This is a genomic window from Pseudomonas sp. NFACC43, assembly GCF_900119645.1.
Lineage (GTDB): Bacteria > Pseudomonadota > Gammaproteobacteria > Pseudomonadales > Pseudomonadaceae > Aquipseudomonas.
The window spans coordinates 68,971-88,714 of sequence record NZ_FPKK01000015.1; the positions used below are offsets into that span (position 1 = coordinate 68,971).

The 19,744-nt window shown below is 63.8% G+C and carries 20 protein-coding genes; 10 read left to right on the top strand and 10 right to left on the bottom strand.

Annotated features, from left to right (window positions below; genetic code table 11):
• Positions 1-22: 22 nt before the first annotated feature.
• The 3 genes from BT179_RS22220 to BT179_RS22230 all read right to left on the bottom strand — a co-directional run bounded on the left by BT179_RS22220 (position 23) and on the right by BT179_RS22230 (position 5,324).
• Positions 23-1,711, bottom strand: a complete 1,689-nt coding sequence (locus BT179_RS22220; protein WP_072432214.1) for an ATP-dependent DNA ligase — start codon at positions 1,709-1,711, stop codon at positions 23-25.
• Complete coding sequence (locus BT179_RS22225) at positions 1,708-2,742, bottom strand: ligase-associated DNA damage response exonuclease (RefSeq protein ID WP_072432215.1); 1,035 nt, start codon at positions 2,740-2,742, stop codon at positions 1,708-1,710. The genes BT179_RS22220 and BT179_RS22225 overlap by 4 nt, the downstream gene beginning before the upstream one ends.
• Positions 2,743-2,873: 131 nt before the next feature.
• A complete protein-coding gene (locus tag BT179_RS22230) occupies positions 2,874-5,324 on the bottom strand; it encodes a penicillin acylase family protein (protein WP_072432216.1) in 2,451 nt (816 codons plus the stop codon).
• A 198-nt stretch (positions 5,325-5,522) separates the two neighbouring features.
• On the opposite strand from BT179_RS22230, the gene BT179_RS22235 reads away from it, so the two are divergent.
• Positions 5,523-6,080, top strand: coding sequence for a cysteine hydrolase family protein (locus BT179_RS22235; protein ID WP_072432231.1), 558 nt, complete (start codon positions 5,523-5,525; stop codon positions 6,078-6,080).
• 153 nt (positions 6,081-6,233) lie between these two features.
• On the opposite strand, the gene BT179_RS22240 is transcribed toward BT179_RS22235, so the two are convergent.
• From BT179_RS22240 to BT179_RS22255, 4 genes are all read right to left on the bottom strand, one after another.
• Positions 6,234-6,437, bottom strand: coding sequence for an SEC-C metal-binding domain-containing protein (locus BT179_RS22240; RefSeq protein ID WP_003198420.1), 204 nt, complete (start codon positions 6,435-6,437; stop codon positions 6,234-6,236).
• 4 nt (positions 6,438-6,441) lie between these two features.
• Positions 6,442-6,927: an LEA/WHy family protein gene (locus tag BT179_RS22245; protein ID WP_072387762.1), complete on the bottom strand. Its 486-nt coding sequence runs from the start codon at positions 6,925-6,927 to the stop codon at positions 6,442-6,444.
• A gap of 135 nt (positions 6,928-7,062) precedes the next feature.
• Positions 7,063-7,539 (bottom strand): YchJ family protein, encoded by a 477-nt coding sequence (locus tag BT179_RS22250; RefSeq protein WP_092181839.1) that lies wholly within the window; start codon positions 7,537-7,539, stop codon positions 7,063-7,065.
• A 17-nt stretch (positions 7,540-7,556) separates the two neighbouring features.
• Entirely contained in the window at positions 7,557-8,054 is a 498-nt protein-coding gene (locus BT179_RS22255; protein ID WP_072432217.1) for a DUF6231 family protein, read from the bottom strand.
• 193 nt (positions 8,055-8,247) lie between these two features.
• On the opposite strand from BT179_RS22255, the gene BT179_RS22260 reads away from it, so the two are divergent.
• From BT179_RS22260 to BT179_RS22270, 3 genes are all read left to right on the top strand, one after another.
• The gene (locus BT179_RS22260; protein ID WP_072387756.1) at positions 8,248-8,943 is read left to right on the top strand and encodes a PA1041 family peptidoglycan-binding anchor lipoprotein; all 696 of its coding nucleotides are present in this window, start codon (positions 8,248-8,250) and stop codon (positions 8,941-8,943) included.
• Between the two features lie 138 nt (positions 8,944-9,081).
• On the top strand, positions 9,082-9,354 hold the full coding sequence (locus BT179_RS22265) for a DUF1145 domain-containing protein (RefSeq protein WP_072387754.1): 273 nt from the start codon (positions 9,082-9,084) through the stop codon (positions 9,352-9,354).
• A complete protein-coding gene (locus tag BT179_RS22270) occupies positions 9,347-10,105 on the top strand; it encodes a collagen-like triple helix repeat-containing protein (RefSeq protein ID WP_072387752.1) in 759 nt (252 codons plus the stop codon). Before BT179_RS22265 ends, BT179_RS22270 begins: the two co-directional genes overlap by 8 nt.
• A gap of 48 nt (positions 10,106-10,153) precedes the next feature.
• Here BT179_RS22270 and BT179_RS22275 read toward each other — a convergent pair whose 3' ends face one another.
• Complete coding sequence (locus BT179_RS22275; protein ID WP_072432218.1) at positions 10,154-10,618, bottom strand: CopD family protein; 465 nt, start codon at positions 10,616-10,618, stop codon at positions 10,154-10,156.
• Positions 10,619-10,718: 100 nt separating this feature from the next.
• Between BT179_RS22275 and dinG the strand changes: the two genes are divergently transcribed.
• The 4 genes from dinG (at position 10,719) to pdxH (ending at position 16,080) form a co-directional block, all read left to right on the top strand.
• A complete protein-coding gene (gene dinG, locus BT179_RS22280; protein WP_072432219.1) occupies positions 10,719-12,863 on the top strand; it encodes an ATP-dependent DNA helicase DinG in 2,145 nt (714 codons plus the stop codon).
• 157 nt (positions 12,864-13,020) lie between these two features.
• Positions 13,021-14,166, top strand: coding sequence for a serine hydrolase domain-containing protein (locus BT179_RS22285; protein WP_072432220.1), 1,146 nt, complete (start codon positions 13,021-13,023; stop codon positions 14,164-14,166).
• Positions 14,167-14,283: 117 nt separating this feature from the next.
• A complete protein-coding gene (locus BT179_RS22290; protein WP_072432221.1) occupies positions 14,284-15,408 on the top strand; it encodes an OmpA family protein in 1,125 nt (374 codons plus the stop codon).
• Between the two features lie 24 nt (positions 15,409-15,432).
• On the top strand, positions 15,433-16,080 hold the full coding sequence (gene pdxH, locus BT179_RS22295; RefSeq protein WP_072432222.1) for a pyridoxamine 5'-phosphate oxidase: 648 nt from the start codon (positions 15,433-15,435) through the stop codon (positions 16,078-16,080).
• On the opposite strand, the gene BT179_RS22300 is transcribed toward pdxH, so the two are convergent.
• On the bottom strand, positions 16,028-16,312 hold the full coding sequence (locus tag BT179_RS22300; RefSeq protein ID WP_072432223.1) for a hypothetical protein: 285 nt from the start codon (positions 16,310-16,312) through the stop codon (positions 16,028-16,030). The genes pdxH and BT179_RS22300 overlap by 53 nt on opposite strands.
• A 171-nt stretch (positions 16,313-16,483) precedes the next feature.
• Between BT179_RS22300 and BT179_RS22305 the strand changes: the two genes are divergently transcribed.
• A complete protein-coding gene (locus BT179_RS22305; RefSeq protein WP_053153052.1) occupies positions 16,484-16,948 on the top strand; it encodes an outer membrane lipoprotein in 465 nt (154 codons plus the stop codon).
• Positions 16,949-17,200: 252 nt separating this feature from the next.
• Here the strand turns inward: BT179_RS22305 and nhaA are convergent, their stop codons facing one another.
• A complete protein-coding gene (nhaA, locus tag BT179_RS22310) occupies positions 17,201-18,385 on the bottom strand; it encodes a Na+/H+ antiporter NhaA (protein WP_072387735.1) in 1,185 nt (394 codons plus the stop codon).
• A gap of 262 nt (positions 18,386-18,647) precedes the next feature.
• On the opposite strand from nhaA, the gene BT179_RS22315 reads away from it, so the two are divergent.
• The gene (locus BT179_RS22315; protein WP_072432224.1) at positions 18,648-19,742 is read left to right on the top strand and encodes a PLP-dependent cysteine synthase family protein; all 1,095 of its coding nucleotides are present in this window, start codon (positions 18,648-18,650) and stop codon (positions 19,740-19,742) included.
• Positions 19,743-19,744: the final 2 nt, after the last annotated feature.

Here is a 19,744-nt window from a genome sequence, read left to right on the forward strand (position 1 = left end):
AGTTCGGACCTGAAGGTGGATTTCATTTCAGCAGATCCTGCAGCGTTGCCAACGTGTCGGCGTCCTCGACGGTCTTGTCCTGGCGCCAGCGCAACATTCGCGGAAACCGTACTGCGATGCCGCTCTTGTGTCGCTTGGACAGGGCAATCCCCTCGAAGCCCAGTTCGAACACCAGGGTGGGCTTCACGCTGCTCACCGGGCCGAACTTCTCCACGGTGGTCTTGCGCACGATACTGTCGACCTGGCGCATTTCTTCATCGGTCAGCCCCGAATAGGCCTTGGCAAACGGCACCAGGCTGCGTTCGCGGCTGCCCGGCGGGTTGTCCCACACGGCGAAGGTGTAGTCGCTGTACAAGCTGGCGCGCCGGCCGTGGCCACGCTGGGCATAGATCAATACGGCATCGACGCTGAACGGGTCGATTTTCCACTTCCACCACACGCCCATGTCCTTGGTCCGGCCGACGCCGTACAGCGCATCGCGTGCCTTGAGCATCATGCCTTCGACTCCCAGGCTGCGGGACGCTTCGCGCTGGCGGGCCAGGTCGGGCCAGTCCCGCCCGGTGACGATCGGCGACGGCAACAGGACCGGGCTGTGGCAGCGGGTGACAAGCGCCTCCAGGCACTCGCGACGCTCGGCCTGGGGGCGGCTGCGCCAGTCGTCGCCCTGCCATTCCAGCAGGTCGTAGGCCATGACCACCACGGGGGCATCTTCAAGGACTTTCTTGCTCAGGGTCTTGCGGCCGATGCGCTGTTGCAGCAAGGCGAAGGGCTGCACGGCCGGTTGCAGCGGCGCATCGGCATCGAAGGCCTCGTCGGTGAGGGGAAGTGGGGTTTTCCAGACCACGATCTCACCGTCGATCACCGTGCCATCCGGTAACGCCCCGGCCAGGGCGTGCAGTTCGGGGAAGCGCTCGGTGACCAGCTCTTCGCCCCGGGACCACACCCATAGCTGGCCGTCGCGCTTGACCAGCTGGGCGCGGATACCGTCCCATTTCCATTCCACTTGCCAATCGCTGGCCGGCCCCAGGAGTGTGTCGAACTGCTCCACCGACGCGCTAAGGGCGTGAGCCAGGAAGAACGGATAGGGTTGGCCGCCGCGTTGGGCATGCTCATCGTCGGATTCGGCGGCGATCAGCTTGAGAAAGCTGTCGGCCGTGGGGCGATGGGACAGGTCGGTGTAGCCCACCAGCCGCTGGGCCACTCGTTTGCTGTCCAGCCCTGCCAGGCCGGCCAGGGCCCGGGTCACCAGCAACTTGGACACGCCGACCCGGAAGCTGCCGGTGATGAGCTTGATGCACAGCATCAGGCTCGGCCGGTCGAGCTGCGCCCACAGGGCTGGCAGCCGCGCCGCCAGTACTTCAGGCGGCTCGCCCCGCAGAGGCAGCAGCTTCTCTTCGATCCATGCCGCCAGGCCTTCGTCGGAGCGGTGGGGCGACTCCGGCAGCACCAGCGAGATGGTCTCCGCCAGGTCGCCCACGGCCTGGTAGCTTTCCTCGAACAGCCAGGACGACAGGCCGGACACTTGCACCGCCAGTTCCCGCAGGATTTTCACCGGCACCAGTTGCCGTGGCCGGCCCCCGGAGAGGAAGTACACGGCCCACGCGGCATCCTGTGGCGAGGCCTGGGTAAAGTAGCCCCGCATGGCGGCCAGCTTGGCATTGCTGGAGGTGGTGGCGTCCAGGTCGGCATACAGCTCGGCGAAGGCCTTCATGATGCCTCCTCGTCGGAGGGGGGCGTCACGCTGGCGGGCTCCTCCTCGTCGTCGCCGTATTCGGTGGAGAACCCCTGGGCGTCGAGGCCCTGTTCGCAAAGGTGACGCACCAGCACGCCCACCGAGCCGTGGGTGACCATGACCCGCTCTGCGCCGGTCTGCTCGATGGCCCACAGCAGGCCGGGCCAGTCTGCATGGTCGGAGAGCACGAAGCCTCGGTCCACGCCGCGCCTGCGCCGGGTGCCTCGCAAGCGCATCCAGCCGCTGGCGAAGGCGTCGCTGTAGTCGCCGAATCGGCGCATCCAGGTGCTGCCGCCGGCGGAGGGCGGGGCGATGACCAGGGCCTGGCTCATGATCGGATCGTTCTTCTGGACGTCTGCGGCATAGATCGTCGGCGGCAGATACACCCCGGCCTCACGGTAGACACGATTCAATGGTTCCACCGCGCCATGGGCCAGGATCGGTCCGAGGCTGGCGTCGATACCATGGAGGATCCGCTGGGCCTTGCCGAAGGAATAGCAGAGCAACACGCTGGTGCGGCCGGCGGCAATGTTCCCGCGCCACCACTGGTTGATCTCGTCGAATATCCGCGCCTGGGGCTGCCAGCGATAGATCGGCAGGCCGAAGGTGGATTCGGTGATGAACGTATGGCATCTCACCGGCTCGAACGCGGCACAGGTGCCGTCGGGTTCGACTTTGTAGTCCCCGGATGTCACCCAGACTTCGCCTTCGTACTCCAGCCGTACCTGGGCCGAGCCCAGGACGTGGCCGGCGGGGTGCAAGCTCAGGGTCACGCCGTGATGGCGCAAGCGTTCGCCGTAGGGCAGGGTCTGCAGATTGATGTCCTGGCCCAGTCGCGAACGCAGGATGCCTTCGCCGGGGGCCGCCGCCAGGTAGTGCTGGTTGCCGCTGCGGGCATGGTCGCCGTGGGCGTGGGTGATGACCGAGCGTTCCACGGGACGCCAGGGGTCGATGTAGAAATCTCCGGGCGGGCAATACAGGCCTTCGGGGCGGGCAATGACAAGATCCATGCAGTCACCGATGCGATGGGCTTGTCAGGTAGAGGTGGCGGGAGACGCAGAAGTTCTATCGGGTTTGACGGCAGTCGGCGACCCGATGCGCAGGTGTGGCGAAGGGAGGGATCCCTTCGCCACAAGGCAGGCTATCTGCCGGGCGCCAGGGTCAGGCGCGTCTTGCCGTAGGCGCGGTCGAAGTTCTGCGGCTGCAAGGGCACGTTCTGGTACTGCGCCTTGATCCACGGGTCGATGCCGCTGAGGTAGCTCGGGCTGGCCGGGTTGCCCGACTGGCCGACGCCGCCCTGGACCAGCAATGGTTCGGGCTGGCTGAAGTCGACGATAAGGCGCAGCGTGGGTGCCAGGACGGTGTTGAAATCCTGGCCCCAGGCGAACGCGGAGGTGTTCAGCGTGGTGGCATCGCCACCCGCCGACAACGGGCCGCGCACGGTCTGGCCACTGCCGTTCTTCCACTCGTAGCGGTGCAGCTTGCCCCACTGCCAGGCCTTGTGATCGGTGCCCAACTGGCTGTCGCCGACGCTGATGGCCGCGGCCAGTGCGCGGGCCAGGATGACCGCCTTGTCTTCCTTTTGCGGGGTGCGGACATCGTCCCAGAAGGGGCTGTCTTCGCGGCCGAGCAGATGATCGGCCTGGGCCGAATAGGAGAGCTGGCCGTTGGCAACCAGGGCTTTCCACGCCTGGCTGTTCTCCGGGCCCAGTTCATCGAGGAAAATCTGCTTCATGCTTTCCTGCAGGAACAGCTCGTAGATCGCGGCGTCGGCGGAAACCGGGCTTAGCCGGCCGTCGAATGCCATCAGGCGGGTGTAGGCCTCGCGGGCCTTGGCCCGGTCGGCCGGCGGCAGCGCTTCGATTGCCTGCTTGAGCGGCTGGGCCAGGCCCGGGGCTTCGAAGACCTTCTTGAGCTTGGCCGCGAACGGGGTGGTCTGGTCGTATTGCATCGCGGTCAGGCTGCGGACGTCGTGCTTGCCTGCACCGGCCAGTTCGGCCAGGCGCTCGCCACGCTCCGGCGCGGCCCAGGAATTGGACAACTGCATGCCGTAGCCGTGGGGAATGACCCGCTGGTTGGCATTGCCGAGCCAGCCCTGGGCTGGATCCTGGTCGTAGGGGTGTGCCATGGGGTCGGCGTAACCTTCCCAGTCATAGCGACCATCCCAGCCCGGGGACGGCAGCAGGCCTTCGCCTTCGCGACGGTTCGGATAGCGACCTGTGACCTGCCAGCCAATGTTACTGGCGTCAGCGAAGATCACGTTCATGGCCATGGCTCGGATTTCGCGGGTGGCGTCGGAAGCCTTCTCGGCGTTCTGTGCACGGGACAAGTCGAAGAATGCGTCCAGTGTCCTGTCGTCGGTAAAAGCCGGTGTCTGCAAGGCCAGGCCAAGGCCGTTGGCCATGGCCAGTCCTTGGGCGCTGTTGAGCAGTGGCCCGTGACGAGTCTCGAACACGGCTTCACGGATCGGTCGTTGACCTTTGACGAAGTAGGTTTCGTTGCGCACCGTCACCGGCTGCCATTTGCCGTTGACCTCGTAGGACAGGGAGTTGCCCTGGCGTCGGATCTTTTCCAGGAACAGGTCCTGGTTGTCGCCCTGGACGCTGGTCATGCTCCAGGCCACCTTGCCGTTGAAGCCCGCCAGGATCATCGGGATGCCCGGTACGGAAACGCCTGCCGCCTGGTACTTGGGCGCCCGGATCTGCACCGGACTCCATGAGGAAGGCGCGCTCAACGGCCCTTGGCTGGCGCTGGCCAGCAGGCTCTTGCCGCCACGGCTGCGTTGCGGGGCGATCACCCAGTCATTCGAAGACCCTGCACCCGGCAGGTTCAGCCCGGCCAACTGATTGCTGGCCTTGTCGAGTTCGGCCAGGCCAGGGATCTGACCATTGAGCCGGATGCCCTGGAGCTTGTCGGCTTCGCTCAGGGGCAATGGTTCGTCCGGATAGGAGGGACTCAGCCAGGCCAGTTTGTCGTTGTTGACCGTCTGGGCCAGCACCAGGCTGGCGATCTCCTCCGGCAGGTTGGCCGACTGGCTGAAATTCAACAGGCAGAACATCAGCGCCGAATCTTCCGGCTTCCAGTATTCGGGTTTGTAGCCAGTGGCGGCCAGGTCCGCTGGCAGCTTGTCGCGATAGCGGAACAGGTAGGCGTTGACGCCGCGGGCGTAGACCTCGAAGAAGCGCTTGAGCCGTGGCGAAGAGGCCTTGTACAACTCGTCGGCGCTTTTTTTCAGGTTGACGGCGCGCATGTAGCGGTCGACGTCCAGGCGCTCGGCCCCGGACATTTCCGCCAGCCGACCCTGGGCCAGCAGGCGCAGGGTCACCATTTGCGTGATGCGGTCGCCGGCATGGACGTAGCCGAGGGCGAACAGCGCATCATGGAAACTGCTGCTCTCGATCAAGGGCATGCCCATGGCGTTGCGTCGAACCGTGACGTTCTGCGCCAACCCCTTGAGCGGTTGTACGCCGGAAGTGGGCGGGACGGTGTCCTGGGTATTCCAGGCCTGGCAACCGCTCAAGCCGAGCACACCAGCGACCGTGGCGGCAACGCCGAGTCGGGGAAAGAAAGAAGTAGAGGCTGGCGAGGCCATGGCAAAGCTCCTGCGGGAGGGGGCACCCAATGAAAGGCGCTACGTTAGTGAGCAGGAGAAGGCCGCGCAAGCGGCGACGAGGGATATTTGTGGAGCAGGCGATGAAAACCCGGTTGCCGGACGAGTGCCAGGGCTTGCCTGTAGGACGAGGTGATGCTCAAGTGTCGGGAATTTCAATGGCCTGACGAGAAAACCGGCATGCAGCTACGCCAAGACGCAGCGCTGATCCTGATCGATCAACAGAAAGGCATTCTTCATCCCAGGCTCGGTCCTCGCAACAATCCCGAGGCGGAGCTGCGCATGCTCGAGTTGCTGCGGTTCTGGCGACAGTCGGCGCGGCCGGTGATCCATGTCCATCACCTGTCCCGTTCGCCGGACTCGGTGTTCTGGCCGGGGCAGTCGGGGGTGGAGGTCCAGCCGCGATTCGAGCGGCTGGCGGGGGAATGGTTGGTTCAAAAACAGGTGCCGGACGCGTTCAGTGGCACGCGCCTGGAAGAAGACCTGCGTCGGGCAGGCATCGGGCAACTGGTGATCGTGGGGGTGGCGACGCACAACTCGGTGGAGTCCACGGCGCGTACGGCCGGTAACCTGGGATTCGACACGTGGGTGGTCGAGGATGCCTGCTTTACTTTCGACAAGGCCGACTACTTCGGCAATGTCCGTTCGGCTGCCGAGGTGCATGCCATGTCCCTGGGCAACTTGCAGGGCGAGTATGCGACGGTGGTCGATGTGAAGCGGATTCTGGAGGCGGGCTGACAAGTGGTTGTGCCGGTCTCATCGTGGGCAGACCCGCTCCCGCACTGGATCACGCGGCAATAGGCAAACGTACCTTGTACCCTGGATCCCCTGTGGGAGCGAGCTTGCTCGCGATGATGCTTCAACAGGCGAAGATGGCCTTCGCCCGGCCCCTCAAGCCCCGTGGCACTTCTTGAATTTCTTGCCGTTGCCGCATGGGCAAGGGTCGTTGCGGCCGACATCCTTCAGGGCATTGCGCACCGGTTCCTGGTGAGCGTGGCCGCAGTTCGGACCATGGACATGGCCGTGGTCATGATCGTGGTGATGGTCATGGTCGTGGTTGCAATCAGGGCCATGGACGTGGGGTTGTTGGGTCATGGGGTCACTCCGCAATTAAATCGGCGGCGATTATCACGCCATTGCGCTCCAGGTGCACGTAGTGAGCGATGAATAATCCGGTTTCCAGCTCACCTTCCAGACGATAGGGAATCTGTTCCCGGGGTTTCTCGAGCAATTTCACCACTTCGCGCACCTGCGGCCACAGGTTGGTACGGATCGGCACCTTGAAGTAGGCGCTGTTGTTCGGGCCCACCGTGAACCAGTGTTCGTGCTCGCCTTCGGTGAGCAGCAGGGTGCCCAAATGAACCCGGTAGGTCAGGCCGCGCACGGTCAGGTCGCTGTCCCCTGGGTTGTCGACCCGAAAATGCAGCACGAACCGTTGCTCCACCAGGCGCGCCCGTACGACTTCGACCTTGACCAGGTGCACTTGCGGTTCCGGCGCCTGTTCACCACGCCAGGACGCACAACCGCCAAGCCCGATGAACAGCAGCAGGCTGGCGGTGCGTAGCAGGAGTGATGGACGTGTCATGTCTGCGCCTCTGTCACCAGGTCTTGAATGCCTGCGCGACGATCATGCTTCGTTGAAAGCGGGTCCGGCTTCTCTTGCAAAGCCTAGGCTCTGTACGAAAAGCCTAGGGCAGAAGCGGACGAGTGCTCGACGATTTCAACGATTGAAATAGCCCGCGCAGCACTTCTTGAACTTATGCCCGCTGCCGCACGGGCAGCTGTCGTTGCGGCCCGTCTTGACCGGCACGGTCGGGTCGATGAAATACCAGCGGCCACCGTTCTGCACGAAGGAAGACTGCTCGCGGTGGCTGTGCTCGCCATGGCCGTCATGCCAGCGTGCGGTAAAGGTCACGAAGGCATGTTCCGGTTGGCCACCGAAGACTTCACTGCTCTGCACTTCCAGTCCCAGCCAGGTGCTGTTGGCGCTCCACTCGCTGATGGCCTGGCGGTCGAGCCCGTCCTGTTGAGCGGGCAGGGTGGTCGCCACCAGGTAATCCACCAGCCCGAGCACATAGGCACTGTAGCGCGAACGCATCAAGGCTTCGGCGCAGGGCGCCGGGTGGCCATCGTGGTAATGGCCGCAGCATGCGTCCAGTGGGTTGCCGCTGCCACAGGGGCAGATGGGGGCGTGCAGGCTCATGTTCACAGCTTCTACCACCAGTATTTTCCGAAGTTTTCCGGGTTGGCCCAAAAGCGTGAGTTGAGCCAGTCGGGGACTTGCTTGTATTCAAGCAGATCATAGGTGAACAGGGTCAGCACCTGCTCCTCGCGCTGGAACCGCTCGCTGGCCTGCAGCGCCAGGGAGAAGAAGTCGGTTTCCTGCCAGCCGCAGGCGTTGAGGTCCGCCAGCACGGCAATACGGCTGGCATTGAGGTTGCGGATGCCACCCAACAGGTTCAGACCGTCGCGCTTGGGCAAATGCTCCAGGCAATCGAGCGCCAGCGCCAGGTCGAAGCGTTGCGTGGCGATATCCGGCGGCAACGGGCCCGGGCTGGCCTGGACCACTTCGGTGTCGGGATGGGCCTGCCGGAATGCTTCCAGCGCGGGAAAGCCGCTGGCACCGACCAACAGCAGTTTTCGCGGCGCATAACGGTCAAGCACGGCGGCCAGGGCTTGCTGGGGGGTACGCGAAGAAATGGCAACGGTCATCGAAGTTCCTCAGTCAGAGCCACCACGATAGCCTGCGCAAGGGTCCTGGCCTAGAGCGGTTTGCGCGCAAAACAGGCAAACGGCTGTAAACACGGGGCGAAACCCGCGATGGCCCCGGGCTGGCGCGGATCCGGACTCGGGTCTTTACTCCCCTGAATCGGTGCAAAGCCGATTCCTCAAGGAGAAAAAACCAATGAGCATAGTTCGGACAGCGTTACCCCTGGTTCTGCTTACCAGTGTGTTGACTGGTTGCGCAGGTTTGCAAAAAACCGACTGGCCGATCTGTGCGGCCACGGGCGGTGTCGTCGGCGCCGGGTTGGGCGCCATCGAAAGCAGTTCCTGGATCGGTCCTGGTGCGCTGGTGGCCGGTACGGTGGCTGGGGCCTGGTGCTGGGCCCATGGCGACGGCGACGAGGACGGCGATGGTGTGCCGGATAGTCGCGACAAGTGCCCTGGCACCCCCAAGGGCGTGCAGGTCGATGCCGACGGTTGCCCGCCGCCAGCGCCAGCGCCGATGGCGCAAGAGCCCGTGGTGGTCAAGGAAGAAACCATCGTGATCCGCGATGTGCACTTCGAATTCGACAAGGCCACGCTCACCGCCACCGACAAGCAAGTGCTGAGCGATGTGGCGAGCCGTCTGAAGCAGGAATCGTCCACTGCGCAACTGCGGGTGACCGGTCATACCGACAGTGTCGGCAACACGGCCTATAACCAGCGGTTGTCGGAAAAACGGGCCAATTCGGTGGTGCAATACCTGGTGGAAAGCGGCGTACCTCGTGCCAGCTTCGTCTCGGTGTCCGGTGCCGGCGAGAGCCAGCCGGTGGCCGACAACCAGACGGCCGAAGGACGGGCCATGAACCGTCGCACGGAAATCAAGATAAACCGTTGAAAGCCTGAGGCGAGGGGGCCCGCTCCCTCGCCACGGCTACTTCCTGTGTCACGACGATTAAATTTTCCCCGGCCTCTGGCTTAACCTGCGCGCAAGCCGTTACTGTGGCTGCAAAGAACAATGCTCACCGGGGGGCATATGAAGGTGTTTTGGGGACTGGGGCGCTTGCTGACCCTGCTGTTCTGGCTGGTGGTACTGACCAACCTGGTCCTGCCGTTCATCTATCCGCTGCATCTGCTGGTCAACCTTGCCGGGGCGCTGCTGCTGGCGCTGCATCTGCTGGAATTGCTGCTGTTCAGGGCCTGTTTCCGTGGCCTGCCCGCTCCTGGCCGTGAACGGCTCAGGGTGCTGCTGTTCGGCATCTTCCATCTGCAAACCCTTCCGACCGCCGCAGAGGCTTCCCATGCGTAAATTGTGTCTGCTCGCCGCACTCGTCTGCCCGTGGGCTTCTGCCCAGGATCTCCAGGTAGAAAGCCATTCGTTGATGCGCCTGCCCAACACGACCAGTGTCCTGAGCCTGGAACGCTTGGACGTGGCTGATTACGGCACTTTGCTGGTGCCCTCGAACGTGACTCAACTGACCATCGGCCAATTGCACCTGGGCCGCGAGGCACGGATCGCCATCGTGCCGGCGCAGCAGCCCCTGGAAATGAAGGTGAGCCAGGCTGAACTGGCCGATGGCAGCCAGATCACCTCCCGTGGTGCACCGGGAACGTACACCAAGGCAGCACGGCCGGGGCGCAACCTCAACCTGCGTTTCAACGCCCTGCAGGCGCCGCTGCTCTCGGTGGATGCGCGCGGTGGCACCGGTGCGCCGGGTTATGTGGGCCTCGATGGCGCCAACGGGCAGGCGCCGGGATGCACGTGGGGTTCGGCCGGACGCGGTGCCGATGGCAGCAACGGCGGCGACGGCCAGCCAGGCGCGGCCGGAGCCCAGGTGCGTCTCGAATTGCCCCGCGAGTACCCCGACGGGCAGATCAAGGTAATGGTGGACGGCGGAGCGGGTGGTGCGCCAGGGCCTGGCGGCAAGCCCGGTGCCGGTGGCAAGGCCAAGGGATGCCTGGTCTATACCGCCGATGGCGGCAAGAGTGGCCGCCCTGGCCTCGACGGCCAGCCGGGGCCTGCCGGCGCGGCTGGAACGCTGACCGTGCAGCGGTTCTGAACATAAGATCGCCAGTGGGCCCGCCCTCGCAGGGCTGGCCCTACATCCTCAGAACATTGGCCGCGCCGCGCCGATCGCCACCACCAACAGCCCGATCAGCAGGTTGATGCCGACCAATCGTCGGATCTTGCCCAATGCTGCGGCGCCCGCCGGCCAGTCCTGGGCGGCCACGGCCTTGCGCAACGGGGGCAACTGCAAGGTCTGGATACGAATGAACAGTGCCGTCATCACCACGTACAGGCCCATCATGACCTGCACATAGCGCGGCGCGGTTTCGAACCCGGCGAAGCGCATATGGATCAGGCCCGTACCGCTGATCGGCAAAAGCACCACCGCGATCCAGACCCAGACAAAAAAACGTTGAAACACTTCGACCCACAACCCGAGCCTGGCGGGACCTTCCAGGGCCGTCATCGCGGCGGGGCGCAGGATCATCCAGGCAAAGAACATCCCGCCGACCCAGACCAGGGCCGCCAGTAGATGCAGGGTGTAGATGAAGGCAAAGGGTGTCATTGAGTTACTCCGTTCTGCGCGGGATTCATTAGCGGGGTATGATAGCCGCCGATCCGAACCACTGAAAATTTATCCAGCGTTTTTTAGCGCCCGACCATCCATGATCAGCAACGAACTCAAAACCACGATCCAGGGCGCCTATTCGCGTTTTCTCGAAGCCAAGAGCCTCAAGCCGCGTTATGGCCAGCGCCTGATGATCGCCGAAGTGGCGAAAGTCCTGGGTGACATCGACACCGACGATGAAGGCCGGCGCAGTGGCGAGCCCGCCGTCGTGGCGGTGGAGGCCGGTACCGGTACCGGCAAGACCGTCGCCTACAGCCTGGCTGCGATCCCCACGGCCAAGGCCGCCGGCAAGCGCCTGGTGATCGCCACGGCCACGGTGGCCCTGCAGGAGCAGATCGTCTACAAGGACCTGCCCGACCTGATGCGCAACAGCGGCCTGAACTTCAGTTTCGCGCTGGCCAAGGGGCGTGGGCGCTACATGTGCCTGTCCAAACTGGACATGCTGCTGCAGGAAGGCCAGGCGCAGACCGCCACGGCCCAGTTGTTCGAGGAGGAAGGCTTCAAGATCGAGGTCGATGAAGCCAGCCAGAAGCTGTTCACCAGCATGATCGAGAAACTGGCCGGCAATAAGTGGGACGGTGACCGCGACAGCTGGCCCACGACCCTGGAAGATGCCGACTGGGCCCGGCTGACCACCGACCACAGCCAATGCACCAATCGCCACTGCCCCAACTTCGGCCAGTGCGCCTTCTACAAGGCCCGTGAAGGCATGGGCAAGGTCGATGTGATCGTCACCAACCACGACATGGTCCTGGCCGACCTGGCCCTGGGGGGCGGCGCCGTGTTGCCGGATCCGCGCGACACCGTTTACGTGTTCGACGAAGGGCATCACCTGCCGGACAAGGCCATCGGCCACTTCGCCCATTACACCCGGCTGCGTTCCACCGCCGACTGGCTGGAAAGCACCGCCAAGAACCTCACCAAGCTGCTGGCCCAGCACCCCTTGCCGGGGGACCTGGGCAAGTTCATCGAGCAGGTGCCGGAACTGGCGCGGGAGATCAAGACGAACCAGCAGTTCATGTTCACCGCCTGCGAGCAGGTGGCCGACTTCAAGCCCGGCGAGGATGTCGAGGGCCGGGAGCGGCCACGGCATCGTTTCGTCGGTGGGGTCATTCCCGAGCACATGCGTGAAATGGGCATCGAGCTCAAGAAAGGCTTCGCCCGCCTGACCGACCTGTTCACGCGCCTGACCGACCTGCTCAAGGAAGGCATGGATGGCGAGGTGAACATCGGTATCGCCAGCAATCAGGCCGAGGAGTGGTACCCACTGTTCGGCAGCCTGTTGTCCCGGTCCCAGGGCAACTGGGAACTGTGGACCGCGTTCACCACCGAGGACCCGGAGGACAATCCGCCCATGGCGCGCTGGCTGACCCTGGCCGAAAGCGGTTCGCTGTTCGATATCGAAGTCAACGCCAGCCCGATCCTGGCGGCGGACATGCTGCGTCGCAACCTGTGGAATGTGGCCTATGGCGCGCTGGTGACCTCCGCCACGCTGACCGCCCTGGGCACCTTCGACCGCTTCCGCATGCGTGCCGGCTTGCCCAGGACCGCCGTCACCGCCGTGGTCCCGAGCCCGTTCCATCACGCCGATGCCGGGGTATTGCGGGTGCCGGACCTGCGCGCCGACCCCCGGGACGCCGCAGCCCATACCGCAGCGATCATCCGTGACCTGCCGGAGCTGGTGGAGGGCTCCCGGGGCACGCTGGTGCTGTTTTCCTCGCGCAAGCAGATGCAGGACGTATTCGATGGCCTGGATCGCGACTGGCGCAAGCAGGTGTTCATCCAGGGCAACCTGTCGAAGCAGGAGACCCTGAACAAGCACAAGGCGCGGGTCGATGGCGGGGACTCCAGCGTACTGTTCGGCCTGGCCAGCTTCGCCGAAGGCGTCGACCTGCCCGGTGCCTACTGCGAACACGTGGTGATCGCCAAGATCCCGTTCTCGGTCCCGGACGATCCGGTGGAGGCGGCCCTGGCCGAATGGATCGAAGCCCGCGGCGGCAACCCGTTCATGGAAATCTCCGTGCCCGACGCCTCGCTGAAGCTGGTCCAGGCCTGCGGCCGGTTGCTGCGCACCGAAGAGGACCGCGGCACCATCACGTTGCTCGACCGCCGGCTGGTGACCCAGCGCTATGGCAAGGCGATCCTCAACGCGCTGCCGCCGTTCCGGCGGGAGATTTCCTGACGCCCTCATTTTGTGGCCGGGAAGCTTGTCTGTGGCGAGGGGATAAGTCCCTTCGCCACAAGGAGAGTGTCCAGCCGTCCTGTGGCGGTTCCCAAAAACCTCAATGGCTGAAACAATGCCCGCCACTCTAAAAGTGTTTGTTTCAAAGGAGTTGCGCGTGCAGATTCAAGGCCATTATGAGCTTCAGTTCGAGGCTGTACGTGAAGCGTTCGCGGCACTGTTCGACGATCCCCAGGAGCGCGGCGCGGCCTTGTGCATCCAGGTCGGTGGCCGGACGGTGATCGATCTCTGGGCTGGCACCGCCGACAAGGACGGCGACGAAGCCTGGCACAGCGATACCATCGCCAATCTGTTCTCCTGCACCAAGACCTTTACCGCCGTCGCCGCCTTGCAACTGGTGGCCGAGGGCAAGCTGCAACTGGATGCGCCGGTTGCCCGGTACTGGCCCGAATTCGCTGCCGCCGGCAAGCAGTCCATCACCCTGCGTCAATTGCTCTGTCACCAGGCCGGGCTGCCAGCGTTGCGTGAATTGCTGGCGCCCGAGGCACTGTACGACTGGCAGACGATGGTCGATGCCCTGGCGGCCGAAACGCCCTGGTGGACCCCGGGCGACGGTCACGGTTACGCGGCGATCACCTATGGCTGGCTGGTGGGCGAACTGCTGCGCCGGGCGGACGGCTGCGGACCCGGCGAGTCCATCGTGGCGCGGGTGGCAAGGCCCTTGGGCCTGGATTTCCATGTGGGCCTGGCCGATACGGAGTTCCACCGCGTGGCCCATATTGCCCGTGGCAAGGGCAACGTCGGCGATGCGGCGGCACAGCGCCTGTTGCAGGTCACGATGCGTGAACCTGCAGCCATGACCACACGTGCCTTCACCAATCCACCATCGATCATGACCAGCACCAACAAGCCGCAGTGGCGACGCATGCAGCAGCCGGCCGCCAACGGCCATGGCAATGCCCGCAGCCTCGCCGGGTTCTATGCCGGTTTGCTGGATGGCAGTCTGTTGGAAGGCGAAATGCTCGATGAGCTGACCCGCCAGCACAGCCTTGGCGACGACAGGACATTGCTGACCCGGACCCGTTTCGGCCTGGGGTGCATGCTCGACCAGCCTGATGTGCCGAATGCGACCTATGGCCTGGGGCCGCGGGCATTCGGTCATCCGGGTGCCGGAGGCTCCATCGGCTTTGCCGATCCGGAACATGACGTGGCATTCGGCTTCGTGACGAACACCCTCGGGCCCTACGTGTTGATGGACCCGCGCGCGCAGAATCTTGCGAGGGTACTTGCCACTTGTCTATAAAGCGTCACTGGACGGGGGGGACCTGGAACCCAGGGTCTCTTTCGGTTTCAAAGCGACTGTTTATGTGCCCCGGCCTGGGGTCTGTATTTTTCATTTACATCATTTTGTGGATATCCAATGTCATCGAATAAAACCCTCGCTCTGGCGCTGTGCTTCGCTATCACCGGTTGCGCGCAAAACCCACAAAATGATGCCGAGGGCGGTGGTGGCTGGTGGCCGTTTGGCTCTACCGACAAGGTAGCGAGCAAAGACCCGGCGCCAGCTCCAGCTCCGGCGGCTGCGCTGAAGCCGGCAGCCGTGGCGCCCCAGGCCAAGGCCGAGAGTGCCACGCATTGGTGGTGGCCGTTCTCCTCTGACGAGGCAGGTGACGAGCCTGCCAGCAAAGACGCGGTCAAGCCTGAAACCAAGCCTGAGGCCAAGACCCCGGTCAGCATTGCCAAGACCGAATCCGAAAGCGCTGGCAAATGGTGGTGGCCGTTCGGCGGCAAGGAACCGCAAGCCCCGAAGGCGGCGCCAATGCCTGACCCGAAAATCACCCAGGCCTGGCTCGACGACTATGAGCCCAAGCTGCGCACCGCGATCAAGGACAGCAAGCTGGAACTTGAACGCCGTGACAACGTGCTGGTGGTCACCGCGCCTGTGGACAGTTCGTTCAACCCGGATCGTCCGGCCATGCTGCTGCCGGTGACTCTCGGCCCGTTCACCCGTGTGGCGAAGATCCTGGAAGCCGATCCGAAATCCGCCGTGCTGGTCCTGGGCCATGCCGACACGTCGGGCGCGGCGCCCGCCAACCTCAAGCTCAGCCAGGAGCGGGCCCAGTCCGTGGCGGCGATCTTCCGTCTCAGCGGGTTGCAGCGCGATCGCCTGCTGTTGCGTGGCATGGGCTCAGAGGCCCCTCGTGCGGCCAACGACAGCGTCGAAGGGCGCGCCTTGAACCGTCGCGTAGAGCTGCTGATCACGCCACAGAACACGCTGGTGGCGCTGCTGGGCAAATACAACATGCCGGCTCCCGCACCGGTCACCCTGGTGGCCGCCCAGGACGTCAAGCCTGCGGCCCCGGCGCCAGCACCGAAGAAGGCTGCGGTGCCGGCCGCCAAGAAGGCCCCGGCCAAGAAAGCCGCGGCCAAGGCTCCAGCGAAAAAAGCCCCGGCGAAGAAGGCCACCCCGGCGAAAAAACCCGAACCGGCCAAAGCCGCCACCGACAGCAAGAAAGTCGCGGCCGCCGATACTTCCAAGCAGTGACGGGCCAACCACAAGGAGTGCGCCATGACCCAAACGCTGGCTGATATGCGCCGCGACTACACCCGCGATGGCCTGACCGAGGCGCAAGCCCCGGCCGAGCCGTTTGCGCTGTTCCACCAATGGTTCGCCGAGGCGGTGAAAACCGAGCAGCCCCCGGTGGAAGCCAATGCCATGACCCTGGCGACGGTGGACACGGATGGACGCCCCCATTGCCGGATCCTGCTGCTCAAGGGACTGGATGCCCAGGGCTTCACCTTCTTTACCAACTACGACAGCGCCAAGGGCCAGCAACTGGCCGCCAATCCGTTCGCGGCCATGACATTCTTCTGGCCGACCCTCGAGCGTCAGGTGCGCATCGAGGGCAGGGTGGTGAAAGTCACGGCCCAGGAGTCGGATGCCTATTACCAGGTGCGGCCGCTGGGCAGTCGTCTCGGCGCCTGGGCCTCACCTCAGAGCCGGGTGATCGCCGGCCGCGGCGAACTCGAGGACTTGCTCAAGGCCACTGAGCAACGCTTCAGCGACAGCCAGCCACACTGCCCCGAGCATTGGGGCGGTTATCGCCTGCTGCCGGAGCGCATCGAGTTCTGGCAAGGTCGCCCGAGTCGCCTGCACGATCGACTCAATTACCGCCTGGAAGGGACGCAGTGGACTCGCGAGCGTCTGGCCCCGTAGGGGCCGGATAATCTGCCGCAGCGGCCTGGAGCCATTGCGGCAGGTCCCGGCGCTTGATCCGTAGCGCCCGGGCGCGATCCAATTGTTGCAGCATGTAATCCTTCTTCCCCTCGTCCCGCCCTGCCAATGACAGCGCCAGGTCGCGATCTACCCAGCGTTTGATCCGTACGTACAGCCACCAGTGGAAGTACAGACCGGCGAGCGTGGTGACCGCGATGATGAAATAGTCCATGGAAATCCTTGGGCCAACGACGCAGGTTTCGTAAATTGGCGCTACTGTTTTGTGGAATTTCTCGGGTATGCCTGTATCCCACCTGAATGAAAACAATTTTATCCCGGCGAAGCCGTGACAGGCGTCAAGCTGCGGAGTTTAATGATTACCTGTCTTTTGGAGTCTGATGCTATGCGTAAGTCTGTTTTGCTGGTTGCTTCCTTTTCCACGATGGCGATGTTGCTCACTGGTTGTCAGTCGAGCCTGACCGGTGACTCCTATTCCCGTGACGAAGCGCGTCGCGTGCAGACGATTCGCATGGGGACCATCGAAGCCTTGCGTCCGGTCAAGATCGAAGGCACCAAGACCCCGATCGGCGGTGCCGCCGGTGCGGTGGTCGGTGGTGTGGGCGGCAGCGCCATCGGTGGCGGCCGCGGCAGTATCGTCGCCGCCGTGATTGGCGCCGTGGCCGGTGGCCTGATCGGCTCCGCCACTGAAGAAGGCCTGACCCGCACCCAGGGTGTGGAAATCACTGTTCGCGAAGACGACGGTAGCATGCGCGCCTACGTGCAAGAGGTTCAGGAAAACGAAGTATTCCGTGTGGGCGAGCGGGTTCGTATCGCCACCGTGAACGGTGTGAGCCGCGTTACGCACTAAGCGCAACGGGAAGGAAAAAACCCCGATCAGGTGACTGATCGGGGTTTTTTTATGCCCTTCGTTGAATTGGCCGAAGGTCACGGTCTTTCCGTGCGGGACGGACGCTGACCCGGTGGCCAGGGGCGTTCGGTGGTCGCTTGCCGAGTATTGTCGGACTGCTTTGCTTGAACGTCTGATCTTGAGGGGGCGAATCGACCGGGTGACGGATCGCTACGCCGCGAAAAGGCGTAGCGATCGGTCTTCAAGGATGCGTCAGGACAGGGTTGTGTGCTTGCGGCTGGCCGCTGCGGTCACCCCATAACCCAGTACTGCCGCGAGGATCGAGCCGGTGAGGATGCCCATTCGATCCATGCCGGCGTACTGGCTGGCGCCGGGCTCGAAGGCCAGGGAGCCAACGAACAGGCTCATGGTGAATCCGATGCCGCACAGGATCGCCACTCCCAGGACCTGGCCCCAGTTGGCGCCGGCGGGCAGGCCGGCGATACCGGCTTTCACCGCCAGCCAGGTGAGGCCGAACACACCGACGGTCTTGCCCAGCAACAGGCCGATGGCGATGCCCATCGGCACGGGATGGGTGAAACTCTCGACGGTGACACCGCTCAGGGACAGGCCGGCATTGGCAAAGGCGAACAGCGGCAGGATGCCGTACGCGACCCAGGGATGCAGGGCATGCTCCAGGGACAACAGCGGCGAGGTTTCGGCGTTTTTCGTGCGCAGCGGGATACAGAAGGCCAGGGTGACGCCAGCCAGGGTGGCGTGCACCCCGCTCTTGAGCACGCAGACCCAAAGCACCAGGCCCACGACCATGTAGGGCGCGAGCTTGATCACGCCCATGCGGTTCATGGCCACCAGCACCGCGATGCAAACCGCCGCCAGCACCAGCGACAAGGTCGACAGGGCGCCCGAGTAGAAGATCGCGATGATGATAATGGCGCCGAGGTCGTCGATGATTGCCAGGGTCATCAGGAACAGTTTGAGCGACACCGGTACGCGTTTGCCCAGAAGGGCCAGGACCCCCAGGGCGAAGGCGATGTCGGTGGCCGTTGGAATCGCCCAGCCGGAAAGGGCCGCCGGGTTGTCGCGGTTGAGGAACCAGTAGATCAGTGCCGGCACCACCATGCCACCAATCGCCGCTGCGCCTGGCAGGACGATCTGCGAGGGTTTCGACAGTTGCCCGTCGAGGACCTCGCGCTTGACCTCCAGGCCGATGAGCAGGAAGAACAATGCCATCAGCCCGTCGTTGATCCACAGCAGCAGCGGCTTGGCGATCTTCAATGCACCAACCTGAGCCACCACCGGCGTATCCAGCAAGCCGCCATACAGCCAGGACAGGGGTGAGTTATTGATGACCAGGGCCAGTACGGCGGCCGCGATCAACAGCAGGCCGCTGGCGGCTTCCAGCTGGAAAAAGCGCATCAGGGAGTTACGTAGAGGCAAGATCGCTCTCCATTCATCGAATCAAAGTGGCCACACCCTAACCCGTAGTGTTAGTTGTTAAAACAAAAGTTATATTCTTTTTTGTTATATGGCGTTACAACGCCTGGTTGCGCTCGGGCAGTGACAAGGCATATTGGACCTTAGCTGTACCTGTGCGCGATGTAGCTTTTTTCCTAAGCTTGCGACTGGTTTTTCCGATACCCGCCGTGCCTGCATGAGCGTCAGGCTTCCTCCGCGTCGAACCGATCCAGTGAGAACACACATGAACGACCACCGTCAGTGGGCACGCGAAGCGATTCGCATCATCGAGGCCGACTTCCAGCGCAGCGCCGACACTCATCTGATCCCGTTGCCGCTGCCGGGCCTTCCGGGTATCGAGTTGTATTTCAAGGACGAGTCCAGCCATCCCACCGGCAGCCTCAAGCATCGGCTGGCCCGGTCGCTGTTCCTCTATGCGTTGTGTAACGGCTGGCTGAAACCCGACGCGCCGGTGATCGAGGCGTCCAGTGGGTCGACGGCCATTTCCGAAGCCTATTTCGCTCGATTGCTGGGTCTGCCCTTCATCGCGGTGATGCCGGCGACCACCTCACGGGAAAAAATCGCGCAGATTGCCTTCTACGGGGGCCAAAGCCACCTGGTGGAGGATCCTACGCAGATCTATGCCGAGTCCGAGCGCCTGGCTCGTGAGCATGACGGGCACTTCATCGACCAGTTCACCTACGCCGAACGGGCCACGGACTGGCGGGCCAATAACAACATTGCCGAGTCGATCTTCCAGCAGATGCGCTTCGAGCGGCATCCGGAGCCGAGCTGGCTGATTTCCAGCCCCGGCACTGGCGGCACCACCGCGACATTGGGGCGCTACGTACGTTATCGCCAGCATCGCACCCGGGTGCTGTGTGCCGATGCCGAGCGTTCGGTGTTCTTCGATTTCTACCGCAGCGGCGACGCCAGCCTGCGCCTGGACTGCGGCTCGCGGATCGAAGGCATCGGCCGGCCACGGGTGGAGGCCTCGTTCCTGCCCAAGGTCATCGACGCGATGGTCAAGGTGCCGGATGCCTTGTCCCTGGCTGCCATGCATTACCTGGCGCAACGTCTGGGCCGGCGAGTAGGTGGCTCCAGCGGCACCAACCTGATCGGCGCTCTGATTGCTGCGAAACAGATGGTGGACGCGGGTGAATCGGGGTCGATCGTGGCGATTTTGTGTGACGCAGGGGAGCGCTACGCCACCACTTATTACGATCCGGCATGGCTCGAGGCACAGGGGTATGAGTTGAGTGGGCTGATGGACGCCGTGGCAGCGAGTGTGGAGCGGGGCGCGGCACTGCCGGAGAGTGTGTTGCGGGCCAATATCTGAAT